Below are 18,094 nucleotides of genomic sequence, written 5' to 3'. Positions count from 1 at the left end.
TAAGTCGCTGATTCAGTGTGCCCCCCGTTAGCGCCTATGGCACAGATTTGAGGTTGTGAAGTAAGGAGGATTTGGGCTTCGTCGTAGTGACGAAGGAACGAAGATGAAGCCAAGATCCTCCAATGCAAAATCGACTGCCGAGCTGGTGATCAAGGATATCCGCCGCAAGACCCGCCGACACTTTTCGGTCGAGGACAAAATCCGCATCGTGCTCGATGGCCTGCGCGGCGATGACTCCATTGCCGAGCTATGTCGCCGCGAAGAGATTGCGCAGAGCCTGTATTAAACCTAGTCCAAGGGGTTCATGGAGGCTAGCAAGCGCAGGCTCGCTGGCGATACGGCACGTACCGCGACCACAGAAGAGGTGAAGGATCTGCGCCGTGAGGCCCGCGATCTGAAGGAGTGCGTGGCCGATCTCACTTTGGAGAGCCGGCTGCTCAAAAAAAGCATCATCGCGGATGGGGACGACGACGCATGAGGTATCCCGCATCAGAGAAGCTGGAGATCATCAGGATCGTGGAGCAGTCGCATCTCCCGGCCAAACGCACGCTGGACCAGCTTAGCGTGGCACGGCGGACCTTCTACCGCTGGTAGGATCGCTTCCTCGAAGGCGGGCCGGAGGCGCTGGCAGACAGGCCATCCACGCCAAGCCGGGTGTGGAACCGTATTGTGCCCGAGCTGCAGGACCAGATCGTCGAGATGGTGCTCGAGCAGACCGAGCTGTCACCGCGTGAGTTGGCCGTCCGCTTCACCGACGAGAAGCGTTACTTCGTGTCCGAAGCTACGGTTTACCGGCTCTTGAAGGCCCATGACCTGATCAGCAGCCCGGCCTACACGGTTATCAAAGCGGCAGAGGCGTTCCATACAAGGACCACACGTCCAAATGAGATGTGGCAGACCGATTTTACCTACTTCAAGATCATCGGTTGGGGTTGGGTCTACCTATCCACCGTGCTCGACGATTACTCGCGCTACATCATTGCCTGGAAGCTCTGCACCACTATGTGTGCCGAGGATGTGACTGACACGCTCGACATGGCGCTGGTCGCTTCAGGCTGCGATCATGCCAATGTGCTACACAGGCCGCGCCTGCTCAGCGACAATGGCCCGAGCTACATCGCCGGAGAACTGGCGGAATACATCGAGGCGAACCAGATGAGCCATGTGCGCGGCGCACCACCGGTAACAGCGTGGGCTGTAGACTGGAGTTCGTTCGACCTGAGGCCGGTCGGATTACGACTTCTTACCAGTCGTCGAAACTTTGAATTTTGCTCAGATTGGAAACCTCATTCAAGTGCGTTTCCAAGTGATGGCGTTCCTCATCCCAAACCGCAAACAGATATTCTGCGCCAGGATTCTCAATGTTGTTTAATTCGAAATCGTACACATCGAGAAACAATTGCTCGTAGTACTTAGAGAGACGATTCTCCATGCTGGTGAATGTCACGTATAGCTGGGCATTCTTCGACCATTTTTTTCTGACGTGGCTATCAACGCGAAGCTCAGCAAACCCTTTCCCGACATACACGCATAACATCGTGTAATTGCCATGGTCGTCGCAGGCGTCATAGTCTACCCACAGGTGATAGAGGCCTGTCTGACCACGGAGGAATTTAAGATAGAGCTTGTACGTTATGTTCCCAATACGGAGTTCGTCGTCGACCGGCAGTTCCGCACAAAATGCGCTCTCGTTCACCAACTCATGGGCAGAAATTGGCTGGCTTAGTTCTAAGAGCGCTATTTGATCGAACGCATCGTACTCTTGATTTTGACACGGGAAATCTTGTTCGATGCACTTTGTCATGATCGGCTCGACCTACTCAATATTGTATGTTCCTTAATAGGCGCCGGTGGCTTCCGAAAGCAGCTCGGTTCTTGCAGCGACGAGCGCTCCCAATACTCGAGGGTATCGGGCCGACTGCTTCGATCCGGCGACCGCGCAAAGGATGCCTTTGACTGCCCCTGTCGATGGCACGTCCGCCTCCAACCAGTCAGCTCCAGACCAATAAGCGGTCACTTCAGGCGGTCCGAAATCCAGGCTTCGACTTCTCTTTCCGACCATGCCACGGAATAGCCTCCGAGCTGTACGGGTTTGGGAAACTTGCCCTCGCTCATCCAACGGTAGATCGTCGAACGGCCAAGCCCGACGCGGTGCTGCACTTCGGGCAAGCGAATAAGCCGCGTCACCCGGCGAGACTCCGTCGCTCCTTTGTCGATCTCTTCACCCACGATGGCCTCTTTCGGCACCGGCGAAGACATCGCCAAGCAGCGCGTCCTTACGTTCGAGCTCATCGATGTGATCGGAAAGCAGGCGGGCGACACGGTGTGCCGTGCCCTTGGCCCAACGCGGCTTCACCTCATGAACCTGGTTGCCTAGGACTCGTTCGAGCGCTGAAGGCAGTTCGCCAGAAAAGTCCTCGAAGAACTGCGCGAGGTCCGATTGCAGCCAGGCAATCGCGTGATCGCCGCTGCTGACGAGGAACAGCAGCAGGTGGGCATGAGGAGCGACGCCGCACGCGGCGAGAACGCGCAAGGCTTCGCCGAGGCTAGCCGAGCGTTCACCGGCAAGGACGCGGCGCAGGGCATCCTTATGGATCTGCGCGTCGCGCGCGATGTCGCAGCGTGCACGGCCGCTGGCTTCGACGGCTGCCAAAAGCAGCCGGGCAAGGTCGGCGCGAACCTGTTGTTCGGCAAAGAGCGCCATGTTGGTCATCGACGAATCCTTATCTCTGGAGGTGATCGAACCACCGGCTAACCGCGAAGGAAGCCTGTAGGAAAACGAAAAGAACAATTAGAGAACATAGAGGAACCACCGAATCGGCTTCCTTCGTTGATTCGCGCGAATTCCGGTCGTGTTCGCGCATATGGCGGCACGCTCCTCGCCAAACTCGGCACAGTTGGCGCTGATCCGCGATCAACCTGCGCGAATCCCAGCCTGCGCACCTCCAGATGTCGCTTTTTGCTTGGGCAGCAGCCCCAAAATCCAGTTCCCGATTTCCTACAGCCCGGCTCCGGGGAGAGGAAAGAACATACAGCGAACGCATCGCTGGCTGATGTTCAATCCCTCGGAGTTTCCATCCATGACCACCAAGACTGCCCTTCCGGTCCAGCAGCGCTCGCCCAACGGGGCTCGCGGCCGCGACTACATTCTTCCCGCCTGCGTGGCGCTGGCCTGCGCCGGTGCCGCCTTTGCCGGGGCCGATACCACCTTCGATCCCGCGTTGACCAAGTTCACCGACTTCCTCGAAGGTTCGGGCGGCAAGATCATCACTGTGCTCAGCCTTGCGGGCGGCCTGATCGGTCTCGCCTCCGGGCGTTTCTCGCTCGGCCAGGTCGCGGTGCCGGTCGGCGTCGGCATCGGTGTCGGCACCGGCGTTCCGATCGTCACCTCGGTCGTGACCGCGGTCATCTGATCAGCGGATCCGGTCACGACAGGAGGGCGGCATGGCCGACAGGTACCTCGTTCCACGGCGGCTCGACGACCCGGAGCTCATCGGCTTCTGGACCATCGACGAGTTTGCAGGGATTCTCATTCCCTTCGCCTGGGGCATTCTCTCGCAGCATATCTTCATCGGTATCGGCCTGGCCGCCGGGGCCTGGCTTGCCTTGCGGAAGGCAAAGGCACGCGGCGCCGGTTCGGCACTGGTGCATGCTGCGTACTGGTACCTTCCCGGGAGCTTTCTCGGTCTAAAAGCCACGCCGCCCTCCCACTGCCGCCTGTTGGCGGGCTGAGGGAGGCGACCCATGCGAGCAGAATTCGCGCACGAACAGGCGCAGACCTACCTGCGGCAACGCAACCGCTTTGCCGTGCTGGCAGGTGTCCTGGGCCTGACCACGCTGGTCAGCCTCGGCGCCGCGGTCACCCGCGACGAGCAGGTTGTGTTGGTGCCGATCACCTCAGAGCGGATCACCGTCTCGAGCGGCGGGATCGACGCGCCCTATCTCGAACTTGTCACCCGCGACACGGCACTGATGCTCCTCAACCGGGCGCCCGAAAGCCTCGATTACTGGATGACGAACATCCTGAAGCTCGCCGATCCCGCCGCGCACGGCCGCCTCAAGGCCGAGCTCGTCCAAATCGTCGAGGAACAGCGCGGCTCGGACATCAGCCAGGCCTTCGTGATCGCGGAAATGCACGTCGACCCCAAGGCCCTGACCTCGACCGTCACCGGCACGCTCAAGACCTTTGTCGGCGCGCAGGTGATCGCGAGCCAGCGCCGCTCCTTCCGTTTCCGCTGGTCGAAGCGTGGTCTCAGCCTCGCGCTCGCCGGCTTCGAACAACTTCCCACCGACAAGGAGGAACCCGGCCAATGAGCCTTCTCCCATCCCCCCTCGCTGCTGCGCTTGCCGGAACCGGCCTTGCCTGTTTCGCAATCGGCGCAACAAGGCGCCCCGATCACGGACTCAAGCTGACCGGCCTCGCCGTGCTTGCCTTCGCGCTCGCACCGGTCCCGGCGCATGCCGACCAGTTCGTCGAAGCGGCCGACAACGCGACCATCGATTGCGAACTCGCCCGCGGCGAACTCACCCGGATCGCGCTCATCGATGACGGTTTTGCCAATGTCTCGAAGATCGCGAGCGGCTTTCCCTACAACGACTTCCAGGTGACGCATGAGCCGGTGCGCGGAGACATCTATATCTCCGTACCCCCGCAATTTGCCGCTGCCCGGGTCAGCTTCTTTGCGACCAGCAAGGCAGGCTACGTCTACAAGTTCGCCTGCCGCCTCGGCGGCGAGGAAGCGACCCAGCTCTTCATCACCAATCCCGCGCTCGCGAAAAACGAGGCTGCCGAATGGGAAACCGAGACCGGGCCCGAGGACGCCGCGATCCGCCTGATCGAGGCGATGGCGAGCGATGCCGTCCTGCCCGGGTTCACTGCCCGCGCCGAACTTTCGGCTCCGCGCCGTACCGGCGGGATCGAGGTCCAGCTGGTCGCCGAATACCAGGGCGATGAACTTACCGGACAGCGCTTCCTCGTGCGCAACCTCGGCCAGGAGAGCCTTGCGCTTGGCTCCGAGCGCGAAGGTCCCGCAGGCACGCTCGCCTTCGCCTATGGCCGCGATGCACTCGCTCCCGGTGAAGCGACCAGTGCCTTCCTTGTCTTTGCCAAGGGAGGGCTCGACTGATGGCCGAGGCAACACAGAAGGAGGCTGAAAAGAAGCCTCTGCCGGGCTCGCCGGAAGCGCGTGAAAGCGGACGGCGCAACCTCAATACGCAGATCGCGCAGCGCCAGAAGATGCTGCTCGCCGGGATCGGGGCCATCGCGCTCATCGGCGGCGGGATGTTCATCTTCGGCGGCGATGGCGACGAGGGCGGCAGTGATGCCAATGGTGCGGCGACAATCGACACCGGCGGCCTCGTCAATCGCAACCTCTCGCAGCGCGAGTTCGTCGCGAGCTACGGCAACCGGCTCGACGCGCAGGGCCGCGCGATCAAGGATCTGCAGCAAGCGCAGTTACCACGCCCCGAGATCGAACAGGAGCTCGAAGCCCTGCGCAGCGAGAACGCGCAGATGCGCTCCGACGGTCAGGCAGCGATCGACGCCATTTCGGCCGAGAATGCCAATCTGCGCTCACAGCTCAGCGACGCTGCAAAGGCGCCGGCGTCCGCTCCGCCGCTGCCGCCGCCACCTGCCTATGGTCCCGGCGTCGGCACCGGCGTAGCTGTCCAGCCACCGCAAGGAGCGCCGGAAACGCAGGGCGGACAGCTCAGCCTGATGAGTTTCAACGCGGATACAGGCAAGGACGGCAAGCCGCGTGCGGCCGAGACTGCGCCCGCCTTGCTGCTCGAAGCGAGCCGCGATTACCTGCCGCCCAACAGCTACGCACCGGCAACGGTCATCGTGGGTGTCGATGCCTCGACCGGCGTTGCCAGCCAGAGCGATCCGCTTCCCGTGGTGCTCCGGATCACCGGACCGGCCCGCTCGGTGATGCGCGGCAACAAGCTGCTCACCACCGACATCACCGGCTGCCTCGTCAATGGCGCTGCGCGCGGCGATCTCTCGGCCGAGAAGGTCTACGTCAAGCTGGTGCGCATGACCTGCGCGCAACCCGGCGGCCGCTTCGCTGTCAGCGAGGTCAAGGGGTTCATCTCCTTTGCCGGAAAGTCGGGCGTGCGTGGTCGCGTAGTCAGCCGCGAGGGCAGCTTGGTCAGCCAGGCGCTGCTGGCTGGGATCGTCGGCGGCTTCGGTCGCGGATTTTCCGCCAACGCCAACGGCATCTTCACGCAGCCTGTCGGCGCCAACGGTCAGCGCGAGGCGCTGTCGCCGACCGACATCCTTGCCGGTGGCTTTGGCCAGGGTGCCGGCGAAGCCGCCGACACCGTCAGCCGATACCTCATCGAACGCGCCGAACAATACCAACCCGTCGTCGAAATGCCGACCGGCATAGAGGTCGAGATCGTCTTTCTCGACGGCGTCCACGTCAGGAGCCCCTCCAAATGAACTACAATGACCACCGGCCGGGCCTGAAGGCCCGCGCCGCCCACCTTGCCCTTGCCCTCTCGAGCGCCGCCGCCGTGCTGACGCTCGGCGTCTCTGCCGTCACCGCTATGCCTGCGAGCGCTGCCGGTATGGCGAGCGAGGTCGCGCAGGCACTGAAACTGCGGCTGCCCAAGACTCCGGTTGACGCGATCAGCTGCGACACGCTTGGCCCCTGGTGCGAAGTCGTCTCGGGCGACACGCTGTTCTACATCGACGAAACCGCCCGCTACCTGTTCGTGGGCCGTCTCTACGACATGGAAGAGCGACGTGACGTCACCGCTGCCCGCCTGCTCGAACTCAATCCCGACCTGCTCGCGGCCGGTGCGGCGCGCGTAGCCAGCGATGCGCCGGCGGGGCGCGACGAAGCGCCTGTCCAGGCGGCCGCCAGCCACGTCGACCTCTCGTCGCTTCCGGCTGCGGGCGCGATCCACTGGGGCAACACCAAGGGCGAACGCCTGGTTGTCTTCTCGGATTTCCAGTGCGGGTATTGCCAGCGCCTGGCCGCCGAACTCGCCAAGGCCAAGGTCCATGTCGAAGAGCGACCGATCTCGATCTTCGGCGCGGCAAGCCGCAAGATTTCCGAGGCGGTGCTGTGCGCTAAGGATCCGGCAAAGGCACTCCATGCGGCCTATTCCGGCCAGGCTCTGGCGACTGATAAGACCTGCAAGGAGGCCAAGGCACTCGATGCCAACGAAGCCTTCGCGAAGGCCAACGGGTTTGCCGGAACTCCGGTCATCGTGCGCGCCCGCGATGGGGCGGTGCTTCATGGCTACCGCGATGCCGCGGCGATCCGCCGCTTCGTCGCCGAAGGCAAGGGAGTGGCGCAATGAGCCGGCTTCCAATCCTTCGCGCCATGGTGCTCGCTGCGCCGCTCCTCCTGGCCAGTGGCTGCGCCAGCCTCGGCGGCAACGTCAAAGGCAGCTTTGCCTGCCGGGCTCCGGAAGGGACCTGCGCGCCGACTTCCGCGATCGATGCCGGGGCGACCGGCATTGAAAAGGCTGACACGGTTGACGCGCATCGGACGGTGACCCCGACCGGCGAAGCGGTTCGTCGCCTGCTGGTCGTGCTGACAGGCTACCGTGACGCGGCGGGCCGCGACCATGAGGCGCGCGTCGTTCACCTGACGCTGCCCGAACAGGCAGGGACAGGCTGGCGCACGCCGCAGGGCCGCCGCGAAGTCCTGCGCTCGCTGGCATCGACTATTGCCGCGACGCGCGAGAGCAACCCCGCAACCGATTTCCAACCGCCAAAAATCCAAGAGGCAGACACATTGCCGGAACAGCTGTTCATCCCCTCGCAGCCCGTTCCGGCGATGCCCGGCGCTGACGCGCCGGAACCCGGGGGACCTGGCTCGTTTTCCCCTCCCCGCGAGCCGGTCCCCCAACCTGACATGACCGAAGGAGAGAGCCAGTGACGCTATCCCTTGCTGCCGCGCGCGACGCACTCTCGCGGGGCCTGTTTGCCGACACGGCTCGGCCCGAAAAGCCGCGGGCGCATTTCGGGCTCGACATGCTTTCGGACTGGCTACCCTACCGGGTCTATGACGAGGGGGAGAAGCTCTACCGCAACGCCCGCTCGAAGGGCTTCGTGCTCGAAGTCACCCCGCTGATCGGGGCCGACGAACGGACCGGCGAGATCCTCGGCCAGTTCTTCTCCGAAGGCCTGCCGCAGGGCGCCTGCCTCCAGGTTCTGAACTTTGCATCGCCTCGGATCGGCAGCGTGGTCGGCCCCTGGTTCGCTCCGCGCTATGAGCAGGGCGGCATTTACGAGGCCATTGCCAGGGCGCGCACCAGGCGCCTTTACGATCTCGTCTGGAATTCGGGCTCGGCGCATGCGCCCTTCCATGCCCGCAACGTCCGACTGTTTGTCTCGCTCGGTGTGCCGGTGCCCGGCAGCGTAACCGACGCAGAACTCTCCGAATGCCGCGAAGGGCTGATGGGCATGCTCCATTCGCTCGGCCTCCACGCGCAGGAGCTGCGTCCGGGCGGATTGTTGGCGCTGATCGACGAGCTAACCTCGCCGACCACCGCGCACGAGACCGACATCCATGCGTGGAACCCCCACGACACGCTCGATGTCCAGGCCATCCGCCGCGACATCGAGCTCGAGGTCAGCGACGATCGTCTGATCCTCAGGACCGAGCGCTTTCGCGAGACCGGCCGAGACGAAGAGGGCAATCCCGAAGTCGGCGAATGCTATCCCGACCATTTCGATGTGCGGCACTATGCCGTGCGCTCTACCCCTGAGCGCTGGGCGCCTTGGGAATGCGCGCGGCTCATCGGCGACATGTTCACCGACAAGCTGCGCTTCCCCTGTCCGACGGCCACCATGCTCTGCCTCGTCTACCCCGACCAGGAAGCCGCCTCGGCGCGCGCGGGCTTCAAGTTCATGCGCACGACCAGCCTCAGCCAGACCAAGAGCGCGCGTTTCTTGCCCAAGCTCGCCGAGCAGTCGGCCGAATGGCGCCATGTTCAGGCCGAGCTCCAGGCCGGCAAGAAGCTCGTGAAGCTGTTCTACGGGCTCACCAGCATCTCGCCGCTCGGCCAGGGCGACGCGCACGAACGCATCATCAAGGCGATCTACAAGGCAGCGGGCTGGGACCTAGCCGACGAGCGCTTCCTCCAGCTGCAGGGCCTCGTCGCTGCCTTTCCCATGAGCCTCGCCGATGGCCTCGCCGACGACATGGCGCGGTTGAAGCGCCTCAAGACCATGCTCACGACGACGGCGGCGCATATCGCGCCGATGCAGGGGGAATATCTTGGCGGCGTGATTCCGCACCTCCTGCTCATTGGCCGCCGCGGCCAGCCCTTCTGGTGGTCGCCATTCGAAAACACTGCCGGCAACCACAATATCGCGATCTGCGGTAAGTCGGGCTCGGGCAAGTCGGTGCTGCTGCAGGAGCTCTGCGCCGCCCTGCGCGGCGCGGGCGCCAAGGTCGTTGTGATCGACGACGGGCGCAGCTTCGAGCATTCGGTCAAACTGCAGGGCGGACGCTTCGTCGAGTTCACGCTCGCCTCGGGCTTCTCGCTCAACCCCTTCTCGATGGTCGACGATGCCCGTGCGCACGAAGACGAGGATTACCGCCTCGACTGCTTCGCCATGATCAAGGCGATCGTCGGCCAGATGGCGCGTCCGGGCACCGCGCCGAGCGACACCGAGCGCGGGCTGATCGACCGGGCCGTAACTGCGACCTGGGAGGCACTCGGAAGCGGTGCATCGGTCGACGATGTCGCGCATGCGCTCCATGGCTCGGAAAGCGAGGCGGGCCGCGATCTCGCCACCGCGATCGCGCCCTTCTGCCGCGGCGGCAGCTACGGCGGGTTCTTTGCAGGCAAGGCGAGCTTCGCGCTCGACGATGATTTTACCGTCTTCGAGATGAGCGATCTCGCGTCCCGCGAGGAACTGCGGAGCGTCGTCCTCTCGGCGATCATGTTCATGACCAGCCAGGCGATGACGCGCTCATCGCGAGCAACCAAGAAGCTGCTGCTGATCGACGAGGCCTGGGCCATGCTCAAGGGTGGGTCGATGGGCGAGTTCGTCGAGACCTATGCCCGCACCGCGCGCAAATATGGCGGCGCGCTCGCGACCGCCACCCAGTCGCTCAATGACTATTACAAGTCCGATGGCGCGCGCGCCGCGCTCGAGAACAGCGACTGGATGCTGGTGCTCCAGCAGAAGGCCGAGACGATCGCCGATTTCAGGGCGAACGCGCGGCTCGACATGGACGACCGGACCGAGACGCTGATCCGCAGCCTCAAGCGTTCGGGGACCGAGTACAGCGAGGTCTTCATCAAGGGTCCCGAGACCGAGGCGGTCGGCCGGCTCGTGCTCGATCCCTTCTCGGCGACGATTTACTCCTCCGATCCCGACACCTATGCGGCGATCCAGGACTGCGAGCGGCGCGGGCACAGCCTCGCCGATGCCATCCGCATCGTAGCGGGAGGCGGACAATGATGGTCTCGCACCTCGTCGACCGGACCCCTCCGGCCAACCTCCGCAGCCTGCTGCCGTTCCTGCAAGGGAGCTGCCTCGTCCTCATCGAGACCGCACGCTTTGCCGCGACTTCGCTGCTGATCGTGCTGGGATTGCCACTCGCGCTGTTCCTGTTCGTTGCAGGCTGGGACCTCGGCGGCCTCTTCACCCAGCTCGCCAATCTGTCGGACCGCTACCTCGAAGCCGACAGCCTGCGCCGCAGCCTGTTCAGCCAGGACCTCAAGGGCTGCTTCCTCGTCCTCGCTGGCGCTGTGACGCTGTTTCGCATGCCTCGCTTCCTGAAGCGGCTCGCGGCCGATCTCGACAACCATCCGGCCCGGGAGGCAAACCGTGACTGACACGCGCAGATTACCGTCCTTCAATCGCCCGCTCTTGCTGAGAACTCTCGGCGTGCTCGCGCTCGTGATCGCATTACTCTGGGCAGCCTGGGTCAGCCGCGAACTGTCCGAGCCGCGCCAGCAGATCGTCACCGTCCGGCTTGCCGAGACCATCGCGGCTTTCGTCGATGCCGAAGCGCGTGGGGCACAGGATCCCGAATCCAGCCAGGCGCGCGTGCTCGCCTTCCTCCAGGCGTCCGAACGCGCTGTTGCGGAAATGGGGACCAATGGCCGCGTGGTGCTGGTCGGCGAGGCAGTGCTCGCAGGCGATGCCCCCGATGCCACTGACGAACTGCGCATGCGGATCGCCCGCCAGCTTGGGCAGGGAGACGGCCAGTGACGCACTTTGCCTCTCGCCTTGTCCGCACGATCAAGCGACCACTTGTCCTGACCGGTCTGGTGCTGCTGCCGCTCGCATGGGGCGCGGTCGACGCCTTCGCGAAAGACCATGCCTTCCTCATCAACGCGAGCCCGAGCCTGCCCAACTGGGCTTTCTGGCTCGACAAGCACGCGCGGATCGAGCGCGGCAGCCTTATCTTCTTCGAGCCGCCGGCAAGCAGACTCGTTGAAGTGCATTTCGGAAAAGGCGCGCAGCTCTTCGGCAAGCGGGTGCTGGGCGTGCCGGGCGATGTCGTGAACCATCGCGGTCACGAGGTCTTCATCAACGGTCGCAAGATCGCCGCGCGGCTCGATGAGACCCGCCTCGGCATTGCGCTTCACAAAGGCCCCGAAGGACCGATCCCCGACGGCTGCTTCTACACCGGGACCAGCCATCCCCGCGGCCTCGACAGCCGCTACGCCGAGATCGGCTTCGTCTGCCGCGGCCAGATCCTCGGCAGCGGGAGGGCGATCCTGTGAGCAAGCTCATCCTCCCTGCGGCCCTGCTTGCAGTCCTGCTCTGCCCTGCCGAGGTGCTGGCGCGCGACTATGGCCAGCGCGGCACGGTGTTTCCCGTGATCGAGCGCGACCTCCTCGAGCAGATTCATTCGCGGCTGACGCAGATGGAAAGTTCGGGCGAGACCGCGCGGCTCAATGAAGACCTGAAGCGCCGCACGATCGCGCGGGTGAACCGGCCCGACCCCGTCGCCGGAATAGTCCGGGCCAGCGAGGCGCGGCGCTGGCACTTCGATCCAACGATCACGCTCGCTGCCGACATCCGCGGGGCAAAAGGCGAGCTGATCCATGCCGCTGGCACGAGGGTCAATCCGCTCGACAGCGTCGGGCTTCGCGCTGATCTCCTGTTCCTCGACGGCGACGATCCCGATCAACTCACCTGGGCGCTCAAGCAGGCCGCCAATGCCAAGCTGATCCTGGTCAAAGGTGCGCCGCTCGAGCTGATGAAGGCCGGCCAGCGCCGCTTCTATTTCGACCAGGGCGGCAAGCTCACGGCAAGGTTCGGGATCAGGTCGGTGCCTGCACGCGTGCGCCAGCAGGGCCGCCTGCTCGAGGTCAGCGAAATCGCGCTGCCACCGAAAAGGAGGACAGCCCAATGACGCATTTAAGAAAGCTGGCGCTCGTGCTGGCCGCCATTCTGGGTTTCGCCACCGCAACGCCGGCCATGGCCGATGCCGGTCCCGGTCGCTGCACCGGCAGCTTCGTCAACCCGATCACCGACATCTGCTGGTCGTGCCTGTTCCCGATCTCTATCGGCGGGCTGGACATCTGGCCGTCGAGCCGGCCCGATCCCGATAACCCCGATCTGCCGGTATGCCTGTGCGGTCTGAGGCCAGGGATCGCGATGGGCTTCTGGGAACCGGTGCGGCTTGCCGATGTCAGCATGAAGCCGTGGTGCTTCGTGAACCTCGGCGGCATGAAGCTCGATCCCGGCTTCGATATCGGCTTCCGCTCGATCTCGGGGCCTTCGGCGGTGGGCGGTGCGAGCCAGTATTATTCGAGCTGGCACGTCCACTGGTATGCCTATCCGCTGATCTACTGGATGGAGATCGTCGCCGATTTCCTGTGCCTGGAATCGGGCTCGATCGACATTCTCTACATCTCCGAGATCGATCCGCTGTGGCAGGATTCCGAGCTCACGGCGATCATCAACCCTGAAGCCGTGCTCTTCGCCAACCCGCTGGCGCTCGCTGCCTGTGCGGCCGACTGCGTCGCCTCGACCGCAAAGCTGCCGATTGACGAGATGTTCTGGTGCGCGGGGTGCCAGGGGTCGATGTACCCGATGAACGGCAATGTCTCGGCCAGCATAGGCCACGTCCAGGCCTCGCGGCTCGTGCTCTCGCGATTTGCCTACAAGCTCCACCGCGAACTCGTCTCGTGGGGAACGATGGGGTCCAAGGGCCTGTGCGGCAAATACCTGATGCCGGTGATGCGTAAGCAGCAATACCGCTTCCAGGCCACCAACCCCAACCCGGCGACCTCGGGTGGTTACGCCTGCCCGCCCATCGGTGCCTCCACCACCTTTCAATCGGCCGGACAGGTCATCCCCGCCATCGGCGAAGACATGGGATACCTCGTCTGGCGCAAGCGGAACTGCTGCGCGCTATGAACAAGCACCTCCTCCTTTTGCCCGTCGGCCTTGCCGTCACTCTCGGCGGCCTCGCTCTTGCCCAGAGTGCGCCCGAAGGCATCGACCTCGAAGCGATCCGCGAGCGTGCGGCCGAACACGCCGACGATGCGCAGGCGCTCAGCACCAATGTCCGCCAACGCGCCGAGGCGCTGACCGAAGATGCACAGGCTATCCAGGCACAAGCGCAGGCCAATCGCGCGGCCTATGCGGACAGCATCGAGGCAATCGAGACCGACGCCGTCCTCGACCTTGACGCCATGATCGCAGGGCAAGCCGCCGCAGAGAAGGCATCGCTCGGAGGAGCCCCGCGCTTCATTGCCTTTGCCAGCCTGTCGATGCCGCCCGAGACGCTGAAGGCACTGGTCCACGACATGACTAAGGCCGGCGGCGTCACCGTGCTGCGCGGTTTCCCGCAAGGAAACAGCGAGGCGTTCAAGAAACGCCTGGCCGCCATCTGGAGCAGCCGCGACGCGGCCGGTTCGCTCGGCATCGATCCGCGGCTGTTCCGCGCGTTCAACATCGAGGCCGCGCCGAGTTTCGTCATGCTGAGCACCGAGTTCAGCCCATGCGACGGGTTTGATTGCACCAGCGAGGTGCCGCCGCACGACCGCATCGCCGGCAACATCAGCGTGGGCGAAGTCCTCGAGACCTTTGCGTCGGGCAAGGGTCCGGGCGCCGAGCTTGCCCGCCTCCATCTGCGCCAGCTTTCCAGGGAGGAACGGCCATGACCGGCAGAACCCTCGCCAATCTCCTTGCGGTATTCGTCGCGCTCACAAGCGCAGCTTCCATACACGCTCAGACCCGCGATGAAGCTCGGGCCGACGGCAAGGACTTTGCCACCGAGTTGCGGGGCGAAGCGCGCGATGCCGCAACGACCAATCCTGACGCGGCGCGCGTTCCCAACTTCGATCCGCAAGCGACGCGCGACCTGCAGGATCTTGCGCGCGATCCCGACCAGATCGAGGCCCGCGCCCGCAGCGTGGCAACGACCAGCACGCCGATGCGGACGATCCGCGACAGTATGGCCAATCGCGCACGGTTCGAACCGAACGAGATCGAGGACGTGATTGCGCGCAGCCGCGCCATCAACGAGACGCCGCTCGACTACACCAGCGGCATGGCGATTTCGGGCAGCCAGGGATCCTGCGTTCCGCTGCCGCCTGGATCGGGCACGGCGGGCACATATACCGCGACCTGCAATACGGGCACGCGGATCGATCAGTCGCTGGGCCAGTGCACAGTGCCGCTTGTCGCCACGGTCAGCCAGCAACCGCAGTATCATTACCTTTGCAGCCCATTGGGCAGCTTCAACCTATCAGGTGAGCCGGACTGCGAAGAGTTTTCGGGCGCTCTTTGCCGGGTGACCGGGCACCGCGATGGTCCTTGCTTGCAGTGGGGTTGGTCCGGTGGTCGCAAGTGGTGCACCGAGCCGGGCGATCCGCTTACCGAGCTGACCTGCGACGAACAGGTCGCAGGTCAGACGCCCTACCGCATTGCCAACGCTACCACCGTTACCACGACCCCGGACGAAAGCCAGTGCACAGGTTTTGCGGACAATAGCGATTGCACGCTGGACGCAGAGATCTGCACCGATACCGATCCGCAGACCCGCGTGGTCGATGGCGTCTCTGTCACAAAGCCCTGCTGGGAATGGCAGAGGAGCTACACCTGCATCGCGCGCGAAGCGGCGACCGATTGCTCCGACATCGAAAGCCAGGGCAGCTGTCGCTTTGTTCGCGAGGAATGCCTCACCGACGAAGACCCCTGCGAGACCTGGGAGCGCATCTACGAGTGCCCGCTTCCCGGGACCGACAGCTCCACCCAGTATGTCTGCGACGGCGATGTCTATTGCATCGACGGCAGCTGCGAGACGATCCAGCGCACCGCGAACGACGAGTTCAAGGATGCCGTCACCGCGCTCCATGCGATGGACGAGGCCCGCGGGCAGTTCGATCCCGAGACGCTGACGCTGTTCCGCGGCACGCGCAACACCTGCTCGTCCAAGGTCTTCGGCGTGCTCAACTGCTGCAAGGGCAAGGGTTTCCCGCTCATCCCCGGCATCAGCCTGCTGGTCGCGCTCGGCTGCAACCGCGAGGAAGTTCTGCTCCACGAACGCGATGCGCAGGGGCTGTGCGCCTACGTGGGGACCTATTGTTCGGACAAGTTCCTCGGCGTCTGCCTGACCAAGAAGAAGGTCTACTGCTGCTTCGAGAGCAAGCTCTCGCGGATCCTGCAGGAACAGGGTCGCCGCCAGCTGCGCAAGCCCTGGGACAAGCCCAAGGAAGAGCAGTGCGAGGGGTTCACGCTCGACGAGTTCGCCCGGCTCGACCTCAGCCAGATGGATTTCAGCGAAGTCTATGCCGAGTTCACCGAGGCTGCACGGCTCCCCGACGAGCTCGAGACCAGCATCCTCATCCAGCAGAAAATCGAAGATCATTACGCAAGGAGTGGCCAATGACGCGCCGCCAATCACTGCCGATGCTGGCCCTCCCAGCACTGGCCATGATTCTCGCTGCACTGCTCCCCGTTCGGGCAGCCGCCCAGGAAGCGCGCCAGGCAAAGCCAGCTGCTTCGGCAGACAGCCTCTACTGCGAGCAGCGCAGGCTCGGCTACTGGTTCTATTGCGTAAAGCCGGTGCCGGCAGACGAGCCGCAGATGGCGCAGCCACCAGCCCAGGTGACCGCCACGCAGGAGCTGGACGCGGTCACGGGGGAACTGCGCGAACTCAAGGCGCGCGCGATCCTCTATCCGACGCCGGAAAACGTCACCGCCTATATCCGCTTCCAGCGTGCCCAGCTCGACCGGGCTTCGCTGTTCTCCGATGTCTGGCAACGCGCGATTTGGCAGGATCCCGAGCTCGACTACACGCTCGAACGACCGGTCGGCGCACTCGCCAAGAAGCAATGGCAGGACGCGCGCGCTGCCGACCGCGACGCGGTGATGGCCAGGCTCTCCGAACGCTATGGACTGTTCTACTTCTTCGCCCAGACCTGCGGCGCCTGCGAAGTGATGAGCCCGATCGTGCGCTCGGTGGCGGACCGCTGGCATATCACGGTCCGGGCGATCTCGACCGATGGCGGGCCGTCCAGGCACTTCCCCGACTACAAGGTCGAAAGCGGCCAGCGGCCCCGCATGGGGCTCGAACCCGGCATCACCCCGGCGCTCGTGCTTTGGGACAGCGTGGCCAGGCGCCCGATCCCGATCGGATACGGCGTGCTCTCGGCCGACGAGCTGCAGGACCGCATCTACCTCCTCACCTCGAAGGAAGCCGGACATGATTACTAGCATCCGCAATGCGGCGCTCACCATAGCTGCCGCCAGCATGGTCGCGTCCCCCGTCGCCGCAAACGTCGGCGACAGCATGGACCGCTTCATGGACGACATGGGCGCTGCGGCCAATGTCACCGGGCCGAGCGCATTCGAAGGACAGTCGGCGGGCTATTACAGCCTCGGCAATGTCTGGACGCGCTTCCCGCAGAAGACGACCAGCATCGCCAACCTCCAGCTGCCGCGTGCCCGCGCAGGTTGCGGCGGCATCGATATCTTCGCCGGGTCCTTCTCCTTCATCAACGCGAGCGAGATGGTCGCGCTGTTGAAGGCCGTCGCGAACAATGCGGTGGGGTTCGCCTTCAGCCTCGCGATCGATACCGTCTGCCCCGAGTGCTCAAAGATCATGCAGGAGTTCAGCCAGAAGGCGCAGCTCATGAACAATCTCTCGATCAACTCCTGCGAGATGGCGCAGGGGCTGGTCGGCGGCGTCTGGCCCAAGGGCGATCTCGCCGACAAGGCGATCTGCGAAGCGATCGGCAATTCCGAAGGTATCTTCACCGACTATGCTGCCGCCAAACACGGTTGCGGCACCAGGGGTCAGCGCGCCTCGACCAATGAGAGCGCCGGCGCCGACTATGCCGACGTCAATCCCGGTGTACCGCGCAATTACACCTGGCATGTCCTCAAGCAGAGCGCCTTCTTCAACCCTGGTGGCACCTTCGACCGCGACCTCGCCGAGTATGCGATGACGCTCATCGGCACGGTGATCTACGTGCCGCCCCGCGATGACGAACCAGGCAAGTTCGTGCCTTTCGCAGGCGATGCCTCCTCGACGCTGGTGACCGCGCTGCTCGACGGGACGCAAGGCCAGTCGGTGCGGGTGTTCCAGTGTGACGAGCCCGACCAGTGCCTCAACCCCACTTTCCAGCAGATGAGCCTCACGAGCGCGAAGGCCATCCGGCCCCGCGTTGCCCAGCTCATCGGCAGCATGGTCGAGGCCATCCGCAGCGACACAGCGATCGGCGACGAGGAGAAGGAGCTGCTCCAGGTGGCATCGGTGCCGCTCTACAAGATCCTCACCGTGCAGGCGGCCTATGGACGCGGGATGGCAACCGACGACCGCGACACGCTGGCCGAGATCGCCAGCATCGATCTTCTCTATGCCATCCTCGAACGCATCACAGCCGAGGCCGGACGCTCGATGGCGAGCTTCATTGCGGCCGATGAAGCGAAACTCGCGATCTGGCGCGCTCAGGTCGCGGAAGTCCGGTCAAGCCTCGCCCAGAGGCAAGCGACCGGACAGGCGCGGGTCTCCGCGATCATGCAGATCATCGAGAAGACCGCGATGATCGAGAACATGCTCGCCGCCTCGATGTCGCCATCGATGGCCGCCGCGCTCGACTGGTCGCGCGGGATGCAGTCCCGCTCCATCGTTCCATAAGGGTGAGG

The 18,094-nt window shown here is 64.3% G+C and carries 19 protein-coding genes and 1 pseudogene; 18 read left to right on the top strand and 2 right to left on the bottom strand.

The window, feature by feature from the left end:
* Nucleotides 1-103: 103 nt before the first annotated feature.
* A pseudogene (locus tag T8T98_RS01370) lies at nucleotides 104-1,179 on the top strand (IS3 family transposase); the annotation flags it as partial.
* 834 nt (nucleotides 1,180-2,013) lie between these two features.
* Here T8T98_RS01370 and T8T98_RS01365 read toward each other — a convergent pair.
* On the bottom strand, nucleotides 2,014-2,229 hold the full coding sequence (locus T8T98_RS01365; protein WP_063511184.1) for a helix-turn-helix transcriptional regulator: 216 nt from the start codon (nucleotides 2,227-2,229) through the stop codon (nucleotides 2,014-2,016).
* On the bottom strand, nucleotides 2,222-2,713 hold the full coding sequence (locus tag T8T98_RS01360; protein ID WP_063511185.1) for a hypothetical protein: 492 nt from the start codon (nucleotides 2,711-2,713) through the stop codon (nucleotides 2,222-2,224). Before T8T98_RS01360 ends, T8T98_RS01365 begins: the two co-directional genes overlap by 8 nt.
* Nucleotides 2,714-3,080: 367 nt before the next feature.
* Between T8T98_RS01360 and T8T98_RS01355 the strand changes: the two genes are divergently transcribed.
* From T8T98_RS01355 to T8T98_RS01275, 17 genes are read left to right on the top strand one after another with little or no spacing between them, the layout of a single operon-like run.
* Nucleotides 3,081-3,413, top strand: coding sequence for a hypothetical protein (locus tag T8T98_RS01355; RefSeq protein WP_006834207.1), 333 nt, complete (start codon nucleotides 3,081-3,083; stop codon nucleotides 3,411-3,413).
* A gap of 31 nt (nucleotides 3,414-3,444) precedes the next feature.
* A complete protein-coding gene (traL, locus tag T8T98_RS01350; protein ID WP_006834208.1) occupies nucleotides 3,445-3,732 on the top strand; it encodes a type IV conjugative transfer system protein TraL in 288 nt (95 codons plus the stop codon).
* 12 nt (nucleotides 3,733-3,744) lie between these two features.
* Nucleotides 3,745-4,314 carry a type IV conjugative transfer system protein TraE gene (locus tag T8T98_RS01345; RefSeq protein WP_067695812.1) on the top strand — a complete coding sequence of 190 codons (570 nt, stop codon included), beginning with the start codon at nucleotides 3,745-3,747 and terminating at the stop codon, nucleotides 4,312-4,314.
* Complete coding sequence (locus T8T98_RS01340; protein ID WP_089217186.1) at nucleotides 4,311-5,126, top strand: type-F conjugative transfer system secretin TraK; 816 nt, start codon at nucleotides 4,311-4,313, stop codon at nucleotides 5,124-5,126. The genes T8T98_RS01345 and T8T98_RS01340 overlap by 4 nt, the downstream gene beginning before the upstream one ends.
* A complete protein-coding gene (locus tag T8T98_RS01335) occupies nucleotides 5,126-6,442 on the top strand; it encodes a TraB/VirB10 family protein (protein WP_089217187.1) in 1,317 nt (438 codons plus the stop codon). Before T8T98_RS01340 ends, T8T98_RS01335 begins: the two co-directional genes overlap by 1 nt.
* Nucleotides 6,439-7,311, top strand: coding sequence for a DsbC family protein (locus T8T98_RS01330; protein ID WP_322295786.1), 873 nt, complete (start codon nucleotides 6,439-6,441; stop codon nucleotides 7,309-7,311). Before T8T98_RS01335 ends, T8T98_RS01330 begins: the two co-directional genes overlap by 4 nt.
* Nucleotides 7,308-7,895, top strand: a complete 588-nt coding sequence (locus T8T98_RS01325) for a hypothetical protein (protein ID WP_050599560.1) — start codon at nucleotides 7,308-7,310, stop codon at nucleotides 7,893-7,895. The genes T8T98_RS01330 and T8T98_RS01325 overlap by 4 nt, the downstream gene beginning before the upstream one ends.
* Nucleotides 7,892-10,435 carry a type IV secretion system protein TraC gene (gene traC, locus T8T98_RS01320; RefSeq protein ID WP_322295785.1) on the top strand — a complete coding sequence of 848 codons (2,544 nt, stop codon included), beginning with the start codon at nucleotides 7,892-7,894 and terminating at the stop codon, nucleotides 10,433-10,435. The genes T8T98_RS01325 and traC overlap by 4 nt, the downstream gene beginning before the upstream one ends.
* Complete coding sequence (locus T8T98_RS01315) at nucleotides 10,432-10,812, top strand: hypothetical protein (RefSeq protein ID WP_089217191.1); 381 nt, start codon at nucleotides 10,432-10,434, stop codon at nucleotides 10,810-10,812. The genes traC and T8T98_RS01315 overlap by 4 nt, the downstream gene beginning before the upstream one ends.
* A gap of 34 nt (nucleotides 10,813-10,846) precedes the next feature.
* Nucleotides 10,847-11,191: a type-F conjugative transfer system protein TrbI gene (locus T8T98_RS01310; RefSeq protein ID WP_322295784.1), complete on the top strand. Its 345-nt coding sequence runs from the start codon at nucleotides 10,847-10,849 to the stop codon at nucleotides 11,189-11,191.
* On the top strand, nucleotides 11,188-11,709 hold the full coding sequence (locus T8T98_RS01305) for a S26 family signal peptidase (protein WP_089217193.1): 522 nt from the start codon (nucleotides 11,188-11,190) through the stop codon (nucleotides 11,707-11,709). The genes T8T98_RS01310 and T8T98_RS01305 overlap by 4 nt, the downstream gene beginning before the upstream one ends.
* On the top strand, nucleotides 11,706-12,344 hold the full coding sequence (traW, locus tag T8T98_RS01300) for a type-F conjugative transfer system protein TraW (protein WP_170935627.1): 639 nt from the start codon (nucleotides 11,706-11,708) through the stop codon (nucleotides 12,342-12,344). The genes T8T98_RS01305 and traW overlap by 4 nt, the downstream gene beginning before the upstream one ends.
* Complete coding sequence (gene traU, locus T8T98_RS01295; protein ID WP_089217194.1) at nucleotides 12,341-13,354, top strand: conjugal transfer pilus assembly protein TraU; 1,014 nt, start codon at nucleotides 12,341-12,343, stop codon at nucleotides 13,352-13,354. Before traW ends, traU begins: the two co-directional genes overlap by 4 nt.
* A complete protein-coding gene (gene trbC, locus T8T98_RS01290; protein ID WP_089217195.1) occupies nucleotides 13,351-14,103 on the top strand; it encodes a type-F conjugative transfer system pilin assembly protein TrbC in 753 nt (250 codons plus the stop codon). The genes traU and trbC overlap by 4 nt, the downstream gene beginning before the upstream one ends.
* Nucleotides 14,100-15,833, top strand: coding sequence for a conjugal transfer protein TraN (locus T8T98_RS01285; RefSeq protein ID WP_322295783.1), 1,734 nt, complete (start codon nucleotides 14,100-14,102; stop codon nucleotides 15,831-15,833). The genes trbC and T8T98_RS01285 overlap by 4 nt, the downstream gene beginning before the upstream one ends.
* Nucleotides 15,830-16,660, top strand: coding sequence for a conjugal transfer protein TraF (locus tag T8T98_RS01280; RefSeq protein ID WP_230833605.1), 831 nt, complete (start codon nucleotides 15,830-15,832; stop codon nucleotides 16,658-16,660). Before T8T98_RS01285 ends, T8T98_RS01280 begins: the two co-directional genes overlap by 4 nt.
* The gene (locus T8T98_RS01275) at nucleotides 16,650-18,086 is read left to right on the top strand and encodes a conjugal transfer protein TraH (RefSeq protein ID WP_160726843.1); all 1,437 of its coding nucleotides are present in this window, start codon (nucleotides 16,650-16,652) and stop codon (nucleotides 18,084-18,086) included. Before T8T98_RS01280 ends, T8T98_RS01275 begins: the two co-directional genes overlap by 11 nt.
* The last annotated feature ends 8 nt before the right edge of the window (nucleotides 18,087-18,094 follow it).

The sequence above is a fragment of the Pelagerythrobacter marinus genome (assembly GCF_034375205.1).
Lineage (GTDB): Bacteria > Pseudomonadota > Alphaproteobacteria > Sphingomonadales > Sphingomonadaceae > Pelagerythrobacter > Pelagerythrobacter marinus.
The sequence above is the reverse complement of the archived record's forward strand: the minus strand, read 5'-3'. Positions and strand labels throughout refer to the sequence as shown.

Excerpts from the sequence above, each read along its gene's own strand:
- T8T98_RS01360 (WP_063511185.1), bottom strand. The coding sequence starts at position 2,713 with ATGACCAACATGGCGCTCTTTGCCGAACAACAGGTTCGCGCCGACCTT.
- T8T98_RS01355 (WP_006834207.1), top strand. The coding sequence starts at position 3,081 with ATGACCACCAAGACTGCCCTTCCGGTCCAGCAGCGCTCGCCCAACGGG.
- traL (WP_006834208.1), top strand. The coding sequence starts at position 3,445 with ATGGCCGACAGGTACCTCGTTCCACGGCGGCTCGACGACCCGGAGCTC.
- T8T98_RS01345 (WP_067695812.1), top strand. The coding sequence starts at position 3,745 with ATGCGAGCAGAATTCGCGCACGAACAGGCGCAGACCTACCTGCGGCAA.
- T8T98_RS01340 (WP_089217186.1), top strand. The coding sequence starts at position 4,311 with ATGAGCCTTCTCCCATCCCCCCTCGCTGCTGCGCTTGCCGGAACCGGC.
- T8T98_RS01335 (WP_089217187.1), top strand. The coding sequence starts at position 5,126 with ATGGCCGAGGCAACACAGAAGGAGGCTGAAAAGAAGCCTCTGCCGGGC.
- T8T98_RS01330 (WP_322295786.1), top strand. The coding sequence starts at position 6,439 with ATGAACTACAATGACCACCGGCCGGGCCTGAAGGCCCGCGCCGCCCAC.
- T8T98_RS01325 (WP_050599560.1), top strand. The coding sequence starts at position 7,308 with ATGAGCCGGCTTCCAATCCTTCGCGCCATGGTGCTCGCTGCGCCGCTC.
- T8T98_RS01315 (WP_089217191.1), top strand. The coding sequence starts at position 10,432 with ATGATGGTCTCGCACCTCGTCGACCGGACCCCTCCGGCCAACCTCCGC.
- traU (WP_089217194.1), top strand. The coding sequence starts at position 12,341 with ATGACGCATTTAAGAAAGCTGGCGCTCGTGCTGGCCGCCATTCTGGGT.
- trbC (WP_089217195.1), top strand. The coding sequence starts at position 13,351 with ATGAACAAGCACCTCCTCCTTTTGCCCGTCGGCCTTGCCGTCACTCTC.
- T8T98_RS01285 (WP_322295783.1), top strand. The coding sequence starts at position 14,100 with ATGACCGGCAGAACCCTCGCCAATCTCCTTGCGGTATTCGTCGCGCTC.
- T8T98_RS01280 (WP_230833605.1), top strand. The coding sequence starts at position 15,830 with ATGACGCGCCGCCAATCACTGCCGATGCTGGCCCTCCCAGCACTGGCC.
- T8T98_RS01275 (WP_160726843.1), top strand. The coding sequence starts at position 16,650 with ATGATTACTAGCATCCGCAATGCGGCGCTCACCATAGCTGCCGCCAGC.